This window comes from Mycobacterium genavense ATCC 51234 (assembly GCF_000526915.1).
GTDB classification, from domain to species: Bacteria; Actinomycetota; Actinomycetes; order Mycobacteriales; family Mycobacteriaceae; genus Mycobacterium; species Mycobacterium genavense.
Genome location: NZ_JAGZ01000007.1, coordinates 1 through 12,911 on the forward strand (window position 1 = coordinate 1; position 12,911 = coordinate 12,911).

The window sequence follows — 12,911 nt, forward strand, 5'->3', positions numbered from 1 at the left end:
GCGCAAGACGAATACGGCGCGTCAGCGATCACCGTGCTCGAAGGCCTGGAGGCCGTCCGTAAGCGACCCGGCATGTACATCGGCTCCACCGGCGAACGAGGTTTGCACCACCTGATCTGGGAGGTGGTGGACAACTCCGTCGACGAGGCGATGGCCGGCTACGCCAACCAGGTCGACGTGCGCATCCTCGACGACGGCAGCGTCGAAGTCGCCGACAACGGCCGTGGCATTCCGGTGGCCATGCACGCCACCGGCGCACCGACTGTGGACGTGGTGATGACCCAACTGCATGCCGGCGGCAAGTTCGGCGGCGAAAACAGTGGTTACAACGTCAGTGGTGGTTTGCACGGCGTCGGTGTGTCGGTGGTCAATGCGCTGTCGACGCGCCTCGAGGTGGACATCTTCCGCGACGGGCACGAGTGGTCGCAGTACTACGAGCGCGCCGTGCCCGGCACCCTCAAGCAGGGTGAGGCCACAAAGAAGACCGGAACCACGGTGCGGTTCTGGGCCGACCCCGATATCTTCGAAACCACCGACTACGACTTCGAGACGGTGGCTCGTCGACTGCAGGAAATGGCGTTCCTCAACAAGGGATTGACCATCACCCTCACCGACGAGCGAGTGTCCCGCGAAGAGGTGGTCGACGACGTCGTCAGCGACACCGCCGAAGCTCCCAAGACCGCCGAGGAAAAGGCGGCCGAATCCACCGCCCCGCACAAGGTCAAGCAGCGCACGTTTCACTATCCCGGCGGTCTGGTCGATTTCGTCAAGCACATCAACCGCACCAAGAACCCAATTCAGCAGAGCATCATCGACTTCGAAGGCAAGGGCACCGGCCACGAGGTCGAGATCGCGATGCAGTGGAACGGCGGCTACTCGGAGTCGGTGCACACCTTCGCCAACACGATCAACACCCACGAGGGCGGAACCCACGAAGAGGGTTTCCGCAGCGCGCTGACGTCGGTGGTGAACAAGTACGCCAAGGACAAGAAGCTGCTCAAGGAGAAAGACGCCAACCTCACCGGCGACGACATCCGCGAAGGCCTGGCCGCGGTGATTTCGGTCAAGGTCAGCGAACCGCAGTTCGAGGGCCAGACCAAGACCAAGCTGGGTAACACCGAAGTCAAGTCGTTCGTGCAGAAGGTCTGCAACGAGCAGCTCACCCACTGGTTCGAGGCCAACCCGTCCGAGGCGAAAACCATTGTGAACAAGGCGGTATCGTCGGCGCAGGCGCGCATCGCCGCGCGCAAGGCGCGGGAGTTGGTGCGCCGCAAGAGCGCCACCGACCTCGGCGGTCTGCCGGGCAAGCTTGCCGATTGCCGCTCCACCGACCCGCGTAAATCCGAACTGTATGTGGTGGAGGGTGATTCGGCCGGCGGCTCGGCCAAGAGCGGTCGCGACTCGATGTTCCAGGCGATCCTGCCGCTGCGCGGCAAGATCATCAACGTGGAAAAGGCGCGCATCGACCGCGTACTGAAAAACACCGAGGTCCAAGCGATCATCACTGCGCTGGGCACCGGCATCCACGACGAATTCGACATCGCCAAGCTGCGCTACCACAAGATCGTGCTGATGGCCGACGCCGACGTCGACGGCCAACACATCTCGACGCTGTTGTTGACGCTGCTGTTCCGGTTCATGCGGCCGCTGATCGAACACGGCCACGTATTCCTGGCGCAGCCGCCGCTGTACAAGCTGAAATGGCAGCGCAGCGACCCCGAATTCGCCTACTCCGACCGCGAGCGCGACGGCCTGCTCGAAGCGGGGACCAAAGCCGGCAAGAAGATCAATAAGGACGACGGCATCCAGCGCTACAAGGGTCTCGGCGAAATGGACGCCAAAGAGCTATGGGAAACCACCATGGACCCGACCGTGCGGGTGCTGCGCCAAGTCACCCTCGACGACGCCGCCGCAGCCGACGAACTGTTCTCCATCCTGATGGGCGAGGACGTCGACGCACGCCGCAGCTTCATCACCCGCAACGCCAAAGACGTTCGCTTCCTGGACATCTGAGCAGCGAGCCCGTCATCGGCTACCGATAGCCGACGCGAGCGCGACGACTACCGTCACCAGCCCGACCGATATCAGGGCCACCGCCAGATAGAGCGGCGTGGATGGCCGGGGGAGCGGTTCGTCAGCGCGAATCGCGTGATCGACTCGGGTCGAACGACGCAGGCCCGCAGCCGAGGTCAGCATCGCTACGACACCGATCGCCCCGCCCAGGAGGTGCCGCAGTCCCGGGAGGGCCGGCTTCGACAGGAATTGCGCGACCCCGACCGCGGCGGCAAGCAAGCCCAGCGCGGTGCGCTGCCATGCCAGGAACGTCCGCTCGTTCGCCAGCGTGAATCGATAATCGGGTTCGTCCAGCTTCGCTGATGCTGCGTCGGTGTCGGCCAATGCGGTTGTAGGGCTTGAAGTCTGCACCATCGTCCAATCTTTCGCTTCCCGCCGATTGGCACCAGATCTCGGTCGGTGGCGTAACTCAGTCTTCATTTGCGGGCGCATTAATTACCCGGCCGGCTACGCGTCACCGTGGCGAACTTTCGCCGGGATGTGCCACCGCGACACCGTGACCTCCGGTGCCCGCCCAGGCGAGATGGCGTAACGGTGGTGCAACCTCCGGTGACCGTGCGGTAATAGAAAACCCGGACGCTGGATTGCGTGAAGGACAAAGAGCATACCGACCGCCCCGGTCGACGCACCGGGGGCGCGCCGCGGTTATGGCGGGCCCGGGTGGTGGTCGCCATGTCCTCGGTGCTGGTGCCCGCCGTACAGGTGCTCAGCGGATGCGATCTGCTTACCGAGAGCACTGTCGTGATCAATGTCGGCTATCAGTCGAAGACCATCAACACCGTCAACGCCGGCACCTTGCTGCGTGACCGTGGCGAATTCGAAAAGGCGTTGAACCAACTCGGCAGGTCTACCGGCAAGAAGTACCGCGTTGTGTGGCAAGACTTTTCCTCGGGTGCGCCCCTGACCACGCAGATGATCGCCTCGCACGTCGACATCGGATCGATGGGTGACTACCCGCTACTCGTGAACGGATCCAAGACCAAGAAGTACAGCGATGCCGAAACCGAGCTGATTGCGATCACCGGCTACAGCCTGCGAGGCTCGATGAATCAGGTCGTGATCCCCACCGGATCGCCGGTCCGCACCCTGGCCGATTTGGCCGGCAAGCGGGTGTCGACCAGTCTCGGATCGGCTGGGGACGGCATGTTTTCGACGGCCTTGCAGCGCAACGGAATCAACCCACGCGCCGTCCACACGGTCAATCAAGATCCGTCGATCGGAGCGTCGGCCATCCAGGGCGGACAAGTCGACGCCTTAGCACAGTTCGTGCCGTGGCCGCAGCTGGTGATCTTTCGTAACCGGGGCAGGTTGCTGTATGACGGGGGGGACAACAACCTACCGACCTTCCACGGCGTCGTCGTCCGTAAGCTTTTCGCCGAGGCGAATCAAGACGTGATGGCCGCATTCATGCGGGCGATGAAGACCACCACCGACTACATCGTCGCGAACCCGCTGCCGGCCGCGCTGCGGGTGAGCCACCTGACCGGCATCGAGCCCGAAGTCGTCTATTTGTACAACGGATCCAACGGGTTGGTGTCCTTCGACATGACGCTGAAAAGCCAGTTTGTGGTGGCGGTCGAAAAGGTCAAAGACTTCCTGGTCTCCCGAGGCTCGGTGGCCAAGAGCTTCGACACCACCTCATTCGTCAATGATCGGTATCTGCAGCAACTGTTCGGCAGTGACTATCAACGCCGCCGCGCCGAGGTCAGCAACCCGATCACGCTGAGTGGCTACGACGACTTATGTGGGCTGCCCGCCGATGATCCGGCGCAGGCCTCCGAGTTGTGGGCACAGGGCAGTGACACGACCGCGGTCGCAGCTACGCCGACTTGTCTGCTGCGGCGGGTTGCCGGCACCAGCGCCGTGCGGGCCGCCTACGTCCCCGATACCGACACCAAGACCAGGCTTTTGGCGAATCATGCTGTGTGGCTGGATGACCCGAGCGCGCCGCCTACGCAGCGTTACAAGCCTTTCGCCACCGACGCCGGCGCCCAGGCCTACCGAGCTCGGCACCCGGCGGCGACGGCTCTTACCTATCCGCTCGCTGTAGCCCGGTCACACGAGTCGCAGTAACCGACGACAGACCCGTCCAGAAGGAAGGAATCCCGTGACAGTCACGCTGACCCGCGACCAAACAGTTGTCGAACCGACGGCGCCGCTGGCCTGGTCGCCGTTGCTCATGTCCCCCACGCGGATCGCCGGCCGCATCCCACTGGTCGTGCAGCGCCGCGCGGCGGCATTGGTCCTGCCACTGATCCCGATCGTCGCGTTCGTCGCGTTATGGCAGCTCCTCACCGCTCACAACGTCGTCGTGTGGCTGCGTTTCAATCGGATGCCCACCCCGATGAGCGTTGTCGACTCGCTGACGTCACGGGTCAGCTCGGGCGGCTACTACGACGATTTGCTGGCCAGCCTGCAGCGGATCCTCCTCGGGTTCGGGCTGGCCGCCGCGGTCGGCATCGCCCTGGGAATCCTGGTTGGTCGTTCGCGGACGGCAAGGATGACGTTGCGTCCCTTCATCGAAATCGTGCGGCCCATCCCCGCGATCGCGCTGGTCCCGCTGACCATCTTGCTGTTCCCCTCGAGCGAACAAGGCATCGTATTCATCACGTTCTTTGCCGCGTTCTTTCCCGTCGTGGTAAGCACCATTCACGCGATGGAGTCACTCCCGAAGGTGTGGGAGGAGGCGGCCAAAACGATGGGCGCGGGCCGACTTTCGCTGCTCTGGCATGTAGTCCTTCCGGGTGCCCTGCCCGGCATCTTCGCCGGCCTTTCGGTCGCGATGGGAGTGGCCTGGATCTGTGTGGTGCGCGCCGAGATGATCTCCGGGCAGTTCGGGATCGGCTATTACACGTGGCAGTCCTACGGACTGCTGGACTACCCCGGCGTTGTCGTCGAAATGATCTCGATCGGTGCGCTCGGTTTGATCACGGCGTGGGCGGTCGAGCGCATCGGCCGTCGGGTGAACCGCTGGTTGCCAAGGGCCAGCCAATGAGCGCCGGTGCCGTGCACCTCGACGGCCTGAAACTGGGCTTTAAGGGCGCCATCGCCGCCGACATCACCCTGGACGTCGACCCCGGTGAGGTCGTCGTTTTCCTCGGGCCGTCAGGATGCGGCAAGTCGACGATCCTGCGGGCGCTGGCCGGTCTGCTGACTCCGATGAGCGGGCACGCGACCATCGACGGCGCGCCCGTCGCAGGCAACGCCGCGCAGTGCGCCATGGTCTTTCAGGAACATGCCCTCTTCCCGTGGCGTACCGCGTTGAAGAACGTGATGTATCCGATTCGGCTGCGCGGGATCCGCGGTAGGGACCTGAAGGTTGCGGCGCAGGTCCGCCTCGAGCAGGTGGGCCTTGGAGCCTATGGAGATCATCTGCCCAGCCACCTTTCCGGCGGCATGCGCCAGCGTGTCCAACTGGCCCGTACCTTGGCGTGCGAGCCGAAGGTGATACTCATGGACGAACCATTCGGCGCGCTGGATGCCCAGACACGACTGGAAATGCAGCGACTGCTGATGACGATGTGGGAGCAGCAGAAGATGACCATTCTGTTCGTCACCCACGACGTCGACGAGGCACTAACCCTCGCCGACCGGATAGTGTTGCTGAGCCACCGGCCCGCGACCGTTGCGGATATCATTTCAATCGAAGAACCACGTTCGCCCGCAGCACAATTCACCGATGCTTATCAGCGCCGTCGCTATGACATCCTTTAATTTCTGGGGCACCAGCCGGCGGCGACAACATGACGACTGAGACCGACCTGAGGTCGCTGCGAGACCTCACCTTGAATCCGCCTCGCGGCCACTACCGCGTGCGCCACCTGTCCGTCCGTGATCAGTTGGCCAAAGTTCCCGGAGATAAGTCCGGGCAGCAGCGTTCAGCGGCCCCTGCGCACCACGCCGATGTGGTCCAGGTCGGACTGTTCGCCGACCTCCTGCGTCAAGAGCACGCCGAACTGGGTGCCGTCGCAGGAATCGAAATACGCCGGCACGGGGCCCTCAGCGCTACCGACCAGATGGTGCAATTGCAAGCACGCATGCAGGAAGTCCCTAGGCTTCTCGATGCCCTCGAAAAGCGTTTCGTGTCTTCGGGATTGCCGACGAACGGCGCCACTGCAACAGCATCCTCGAACCTTTGGGCCAAAGCCAGAACAACATGAGCCTGGTGATCCCGGGTGCTCGCACACGCGGGTGCACCCCAGACAACTCTGTCCTCAATGCACTGCGCAGCCCTGTGCGATTACGCACCGAAGTCCTCGCCGGACTTGTGGTTGCGCTCGCGTTGATCCTCGAAGCAATCGCCATTTCGGTCATTGCAGGTGTCGACCCGAGAATCGGTCTGTTCTCTTCGGCCACCATGGCGCTCACCATCGCGGTGGCGGGTGGCCGCCCAGCATTGATCTCCGCGGCGACAGCCGCGGTCGCCCTGGTCGTCGCACCGGTCGGCCGTGAACATGGGGTCAACTACTTGGTTGCGACGATCATCCTTGGCGGGGCCTTCCAAATGCTCCTCGGTTTGGCTGGCGTCGCGAAACTCATGCAATTTATCCCCCGCAGCGTCATGATCGGGTTCGTCAACGCACTCGCGATCTTGGTATTCGCTTCCCAGTTGCGCCACTTGCTAGGGGTCCCGTGGCTGGTGTATCCGCTTGCCGCAGCCGGCATCGTGATCATGGTCGTCCTGCCGAAACTCACCACCGCGGTGCCGGCGCCGTTGGTGGTGGTGCTGGTCTTGACGGCGGCGGTGGTGGCCTTCGGCTGGCGGGTTCCCGACGTGGGATCCCAAGGGGCACTGCCTCATTCGCTGCCAGTACCGTCGACGCCGCAGGTGCCGTTGACGTGAACGACGCTGCAGATCATTACCCCGTACGCGGTAGGCGTGGCATTGGTCGGCTTGCTGGAATCGTTGATGACCGCCAAACTCGTCGACGACATCACCGAAACTCCGTCGAATAAGACCCGCGAAGCTTGCGGCCAGGGCATGGCCAACATCCTCACAGGCATTTTCGGCGGCATGGGCGGCTGCGCAGTGGTCGGCCAGACCATGATGAACGTGAAGGTGGCAGGTGGCCGAACACGATTGTCGACCCTGTCCACCGGGGCATTCCTGTTGATACTGATCGTTTCTTTCGGCGAATCGGTTGGGCGGATACCCGTGGCGGCACTCGCCGCCGTCATGATCGTGGTCTCAGCCGCCACTTTTGCTGGCACAGTGTGGCGCCACGCACGCTGAAGGTGTTGCCGCGCAGCGAAATTGTGGTCATGATCGTGACCGTCGTCGCCACCGTGACCACCGGCAACCTGGCCATCGGGGTGACGCTGGGCGTACTCGTCGCCATGGTCGCTTTCGCCCGCCGGGTGGCCCATCTGACGATCGTGGAATCCGATTACGAACCCAAGATTGACCATGCCGCCACCCGCGTCTATCGGGTACGAGGCGAACTGTTCTTCGCCTCCAGCAACGACCTCGTGCACCAATTCGACTACGTGAACGATCCCGATGACGTCCTGATCGACATGTCCGACACCGACATCTGGGATGCCTCCGCGGTAGCGTCGCTCGACGCGATCCGCAGCGAGTACCGAGTCCGCGGCAACACGGTACGGATCAGCGGTTTGGACGGTGCAAGTCTTGAGCGCCTCAACCGTCTTTCCGGCTGATTGGGTGTTTGATCATGTCGTCGACTGCCGCCTCGGGGCGGCGGTCGAGTCGCGCGGGCGCACGCATCCCCTCTAGATCGACGGGCGGACGCGGCGGTTGTGCGGTAGAAAGTGCGTACACGAGAGCCCTGCCAAGCAGCGAGCGGGATTCGACTGGCCTAGACGAAAGGGCTTGATCGCATGCCTGCATGGAAACGCGCGGCGCACCGCAAGACGGCAACACGACGGACGCTTGCCGCAGCGTCGGCGTGGAAATGGAAGTCGAGGTCACCAAACCGACAGTGCTGGATTTTCAGGTCGCGGTCAGCCGTCAGCCGGGCCTCGACGTGAGCGAAACGCTGACGATCGAACGAAATGGCAAGGCCATCGAACCGCGCGAGATCGTCGGCGCTCACCGCTCGCGCATCCATGTCGTGGCCGCCGACGCAGGAACGGTGACCGTGTCGTACTCGGCTACGGTCGCCGGTGAGGCCGACCCCGAGCCGGTCAGCGACATCGACGCCATCGAGTATCTGCGCCCGAGCAGATACGCCGAAGCCGACAAGTTCTTCGGATTCGCCGCGACGGAATTCCAGCAATACGAAACGTCGGCCGCGTTGCTCGAGAAGGTCTCGTCGTGGGTCGGTACTCGGCTGAACTACGTCCCGGGATCCAGCGATCCGATCGACGGCGCCGCCGACACGCTGCTCGCGGGTGCGGGCGTGTGTCGCGACTACGCCCATCTGGTCATCGCGCTGATGCGCGCCGTGAACGTGCCGGCCCGATTGGCGGCGGTGTATGCGCCCGGATGTCAACCGATGGACTTTCACGCGGTGGCCGAGGTGCTGATCGACGGCGTGTGGCGAGTCGTCGACGCCACGTGCCTGGCGCCCCGGCAATCGATGGTTCGCATCGCCACCGGGCGCGATGCCGCCGACACCGCGTTCCTGGACAACCATGGGGGCGCCATCACGTTGCAGAACATGACCGTCAGCGCGGTCGTCGACGGAGAGCTGTCCAAGGATTCGGTCGACCAACTCGTCAGCCTGCGGTAGCGGCGTAACGTCGCCGAACATGACCGTTTATGCGTTGAACCTCTTCGACATTGCCGATGCGGACGAATACCGCGCGTACTCACGACGTTCACCGGCCGAGGTGGCCAAGCACGGTGGCCGTGTTGTTGCGCTCGGAAGTTTCCAGGACGCGATTGTCGGTGACATCGAACCGCGTCGGGTGCTGATCCTGGTGGAGTGGGAATCGCGCGAGGCCTTCGACAGCTACTGCAACGACCCGGAACTGGCCGACCTGCACCCGCATCGCGAGAACGGATCATCGGGATACATCTGGCACCTGTTCGACCGTCTCGACGACCTCAGGCCGGTATTGAACCTCAGATCTTGAGATAGCCTTTGTCGGCCGGGATTTGGGCGGCGGTGACCAACGAGGACGCATCGCTGGCGAGCCACACCACGATGTCGGAAATCAGGTCGGGGGCCGCCAGCGAATCGGTCGGCAGCGCGCCCGGTGAGAAGCTGTGGATGTAGTGCGGGTGGTCTTGAAACATCTGGTACATCGACAGGCCGTTGCCCATCGGGGTGTCGGTCCCGTAGGGGTGCACCGAGACGCGGATGCCGAATTCTCCGAGTTCGACCGCCAACGAGTTAGTGAGGCCGACGACCCCGAATTTGGTTGCGCAGTAATGACCGCAGCCCGGCACGGTCTTGATGCCCGCCGCGGAGCTGATGTTGATGATCGACCGCCGGTGCCGGCGTCGATCATCGCCGGCACCACGGATTTCATGGTGTTCCACAGCCCGGTGAGGTTGGTGTCGAGAGTTTCCTGCCACTGCTGAGCCGAAATCTCCCACAGCCGACCCCAATTGAGCACCCCGGCATTGGCCACGACGATATCCAGCCGCCCGAACTGTTCGACCGCATTCGACACGACCCGCTGCTGGCCGGCCAGATCGCGCACGTCGACCTCGTCGGCCAGTATCTTGCGACCCTCGCCCTCGACCAGGCTGACCGTCTCGGCGAGCTCTTCGGGCGTCGCCGGGGGATAGCCGTTGTGTTGGGCGACCGGTGCGCACGCATCGATCGCGACGATGTCGACCCCGGCCCGGGCCAACCGGATGCAGTGTGAGCGGCCTTGTCCGCGGGCCGCACCCGTCACGTAGGCGACCTTGCCGGCCAACGGGGTGGCGATGTCTTCAGCCACGGTCGGCTCCGGTCAGACCGGCGACGACGTGATCACAGACGTACCGGCGCACGGCACGCGGATTGTCCAGGTTGACCGCGATAGGCGGGATCAGCTCGAAACTGAACAGCATTCGCACGATCCATTCACTAGCGCGCGCCGCGTCGACCGACGCCCCGACTTCGCCGGTGCGCTGGGCGGCTTTGACCAAGGGCTTCCACAACTCGATGGCGCGGCGCATCAGCTCGTCGCCGCCGTGATCCAACAGCAGGACCAGGATGCCGCGATCGAGACCTCGCGGCATCGATTGGGAGCGTTGACGATGCGCACAGATCAGCACCGCGACCGCCGCCGCTTGCTCGGCCAGGGTGGCTTCCTTGGCGACATCGGCGGCCATGGTCTCGATGAGCCCGGCGGCCAACTGGTTCAGCGCGGTGGCGATCGCGTTGTCGCGGGTGCCCAACACATTGTGGACGGTGCCACGTGACACGCCGGCGGCCTCGGCCACCGCCGTCAAGCTGAAGCGCCGCGGTCCCAACTGGCGCAACGTGTCCGAGGCGGCGGCCAACAACGCGTTCGGCACCTGCCTGGTGTCTCGCGCGGCATCGACGGGCACTTGAACACCTTAACGATATGTGTTCACGGCGGTCAATAGGCCGCCGACCGGAGCGCCGGGAAATCGATGGTTTGACCAGCCCTCGAGCGGGTATCTTCACGCAACCACTGTCGATGAAAGGGGGCCGAGATGACCACGGTAGAGCGCGGCCGCACGCGGTGCCCTCGATGCGCGGCATCCGCCGAGTACCGGTTCCTGGAAGTCGGCAGGACCGAACTCGAGTACGAAGTGCGCTGTGGTAGCTGCGGCCACGTGTACTCCGAGGTGACCCTCATCACGGCTACCCCGGCAACCGCAGCCTGAAGGCTTTCATAAGCGGTGTGTATCGGGCCATAGCAACCCGATCTTGGACAGCTCTGCATGCTCACGGCGACGCTAAAAGTCGAAGGGCGAGTTAAGTATTCGCCCCCCGAGCGTCAGGAGCAAGAGGATGGGCACCCCGTCACGACGAGTGCATTACCAGGTCCGAGGATTCGCACGGCGGGTGTGGTTGCTCGCGGCAGCCGGGGTCGCGACCGCGGCGGTCGTCATGGCCGTGACCGGCACCCGGCAGTCGGTGCGGCTTACTTCGGCGGATTCGATTCCTATCACGAACGCCGTCTCGGTCACGCCCGCGCCGGGTTGGACCGTCGCGGACCGTGGCCCTAACTGGGTGGCGCTGTCCAACAGCGACTCGAGCGCGCAGCTGCAAGTAGCGGTGAAACCCGCCGGCGGAGCCGATCTCGTCGGCATGCTGCGGGCCGACGTCAATCAGTTGGCCGGAACACCGGCGGCCGGCTTGACCGACGTCAAGGACCTGGGCGCGCCCGTTACCAAAGACTTGGATGGGACCAACTTTCAGCGGGAGGCGTTCGTCAACTACACCGCCGACGTGTCGAGTCCACAGGGACCCATTCCCGTCATCGGCACGTTCAACGAGCTGCTGAACACCTCGACGCGGCAGACGGCCTTCGTCAACTTCAGGCAGAACGACAACGCGACGCTACAGGTCGACGACGACGGCGGAGCAATGATCAGTTCAATGCTCTGACAACCTATTTCGTACGCCGGTGGGCAATGATACGGGCGCCGCGGGACGGGATGTAGACGACGTGGCGGGCGCGGGCAGTCTCGCGCCGGCGACGGCCGGGCATGAGGCGGTAGTTGAGCAGCACCTCGCGAAGGATCGCGGTGGATTCCATCATCGCGAATCCGCCACCGAGACAACGGCGTACTCCGGCACCGAACGGCAACCAGTTCCAGGCCGTGGCCGAGCCGTCGAAAAATCGTTCTGGGCGGAAGACCTGCGGATCGGTGTGCTGCAACGGATCGGACTGCACCGGGCCGATACCGGCGAACACCGTGTGGCCGGCCGGGACACGATAGCCACCCAATTCGACATCATGAGTGAGTCGCCGTGCGACGGCGTAGAACACGGGATGTAGCCGCATCGACTCTTTGATCACGGCTTCGAAATATTTGTCGTCGCCGGTGTCGACGGCGGCAATTGCCTTGTCCTGCAGTGCTTGATCATGTGCGAGGTCGTGCAGGGTCCAGGACAGCGTGATCGCGGTGGTCTCGTGGCCGGCCAGCAGCAGCGTGACCATCTGGTCACGCAGTTCGGCATCCGAGAGCCGGTCATCGTCCATTTGCGTGGTGATCAATTGGGACAACACGTCGCCGCGATCGGCGGTGTTGCCGGCGCGACGACGCTCGCGGATCTCCGCGTAGAGCGCGTCGTCGATGCCTGCGCGTAGCTGGCGGAAGCGCTTCCAGGGCCCGAACCGCTGCAACTGCGGCACCACCTCACCCGCGTAAACGGCCATGGATGCGGAGACGAGGCGCGAGAACGGAACACGAAGCGCGTCGAGCTGCGGTCCCTGTCTGAGACCCAGGACCACGCGCAGCATCATCTCCAACGTCATGGCGTTCATCCGGGGCTGTGCGGCGAACGGGCTGCCGACCGGCCACCGCCGAACTTCTGTGGCCGCCAGCTCGTTCATCATGTCCCGATAACCGCGCAGCGCGGCGCCGTTGAAGGGCGGCACCAGCAGCTTGCGGAGCCGTTGGTGCGCGGCCTCGTCGGTGGTCACCACCGAACGCTCACCCATCACGTTCCGGATCCCCTGGATTCTTCTCTCGCCCGCGTGGAAGGTCGTCGGCTCGCCACCCAGCACCGACCGAACGAGCTCGGGATGGCACACCAGGACGGAGGGGCGGCCCAGCACGGAGACCGCGATGACGTCGCCGTAGCGGTTGCGCAACCACGGCGTGATCCGGTCCCGATGGGAGAACAGTGCGGTCCGCACCACGCCGGGCACTCGCGGGCCGGGCGGTAACGGCAGCCGCGCCAGACGGTCGTCGGTCGCGGCCGGCGTCGTTTGGCTCATGTCAACGCGCCCACACG

The 12,911-nt window shown here is 64.1% G+C and carries 11 protein-coding genes and 2 pseudogenes; 9 read left to right on the forward strand and 4 right to left on the reverse strand.

Annotated elements, in window-relative coordinates:
• Window positions 1–2,013: DNA topoisomerase (ATP-hydrolyzing) subunit B (gene gyrB, locus T428_RS0115990; protein WP_025737272.1), on the forward strand; the 2,013-nt coding region annotated here is incomplete at its 5' end.
• Window positions 2,014–2,025: 12 nt separating this feature from the next.
• Here the strand turns inward: gyrB and T428_RS0115995 are convergent.
• A complete protein-coding gene (locus T428_RS0115995) occupies window positions 2,026–2,397 on the reverse strand; it encodes a YidH family protein (RefSeq protein ID WP_025737273.1) in 372 nt (123 codons plus the stop codon).
• 264 nt (window positions 2,398–2,661) lie between these two features.
• Between T428_RS0115995 and T428_RS0116000 the strand changes: the two genes are divergently transcribed.
• The 7 genes and pseudogenes from T428_RS0116000 to T428_RS0116030 all read left to right on the forward strand — a co-directional run bounded on the left by T428_RS0116000 (window position 2,662) and on the right by T428_RS0116030 (window position 9,114).
• Window positions 2,662–4,146 carry an ABC transporter substrate-binding protein gene (locus tag T428_RS0116000; protein WP_036468217.1) on the forward strand — a complete coding sequence of 495 codons (1,485 nt, stop codon included), beginning with the start codon at window positions 2,662–2,664 and terminating at the stop codon, window positions 4,144–4,146.
• Between the two features lie 106 nt (window positions 4,147–4,252).
• Window positions 4,253–5,068, forward strand: a complete 816-nt coding sequence (locus T428_RS0116005) for an ABC transporter permease (RefSeq protein WP_084298777.1) — start codon at window positions 4,253–4,255, stop codon at window positions 5,066–5,068.
• The gene (locus T428_RS0116010) at window positions 5,065–5,787 is read left to right on the forward strand and encodes an ABC transporter ATP-binding protein (RefSeq protein ID WP_025737276.1); all 723 of its coding nucleotides are present in this window, start codon (window positions 5,065–5,067) and stop codon (window positions 5,785–5,787) included. Before T428_RS0116005 ends, T428_RS0116010 begins: the two co-directional genes overlap by 4 nt.
• A gap of 29 nt (window positions 5,788–5,816) precedes the next feature.
• Window positions 5,817–6,233 carry a hypothetical protein gene (locus T428_RS32845; RefSeq protein WP_156942976.1) on the forward strand — a complete coding sequence of 139 codons (417 nt, stop codon included), beginning with the start codon at window positions 5,817–5,819 and terminating at the stop codon, window positions 6,231–6,233.
• Window positions 6,230–7,734: pseudogene (locus tag T428_RS28645) on the forward strand (SulP family inorganic anion transporter). The gene T428_RS32845 and the pseudogene T428_RS28645 overlap by 4 nt, the downstream one beginning before the upstream one ends.
• Before the next feature lie 188 nt (window positions 7,735–7,922).
• Window positions 7,923–8,768: a transglutaminase-like domain-containing protein gene (locus tag T428_RS0116025; RefSeq protein ID WP_025737277.1), complete on the forward strand. Its 846-nt coding sequence runs from the start codon at window positions 7,923–7,925 to the stop codon at window positions 8,766–8,768.
• A gap of 19 nt (window positions 8,769–8,787) precedes the next feature.
• Complete coding sequence (locus T428_RS0116030) at window positions 8,788–9,114, forward strand: DUF1330 domain-containing protein (RefSeq protein ID WP_025737278.1); 327 nt, start codon at window positions 8,788–8,790, stop codon at window positions 9,112–9,114.
• Here T428_RS0116030 and T428_RS28650 read toward each other — a convergent pair.
• Window positions 9,104–9,930: pseudogene (locus T428_RS28650) on the reverse strand (mycofactocin-coupled SDR family oxidoreductase). The gene T428_RS0116030 and the pseudogene T428_RS28650 sit on opposite strands and share 11 nt — an antisense overlap.
• Window positions 9,923–10,525, reverse strand: a complete 603-nt coding sequence (locus T428_RS0116040; protein ID WP_036468219.1) for a TetR/AcrR family transcriptional regulator — start codon at window positions 10,523–10,525, stop codon at window positions 9,923–9,925. The pseudogene T428_RS28650 and the gene T428_RS0116040 overlap by 8 nt, the downstream one beginning before the upstream one ends.
• Window positions 10,526–11,054: 529 nt before the next feature.
• Here T428_RS0116040 and T428_RS0116045 point away from each other — a divergent pair.
• Window positions 11,055–11,555 (forward strand): hypothetical protein, encoded by a 501-nt coding sequence (locus T428_RS0116045; protein ID WP_425412045.1) that lies wholly within the window; start codon window positions 11,055–11,057, stop codon window positions 11,553–11,555.
• Window positions 11,556–11,559: 4 nt separating this feature from the next.
• Here the strand turns inward: T428_RS0116045 and T428_RS0116050 are convergent, their stop codons facing one another.
• Complete coding sequence (locus T428_RS0116050; protein WP_025737281.1) at window positions 11,560–12,894, reverse strand: cytochrome P450; 1,335 nt, start codon at window positions 12,892–12,894, stop codon at window positions 11,560–11,562.
• Window positions 12,895–12,911: the final 17 nt, after the last annotated feature.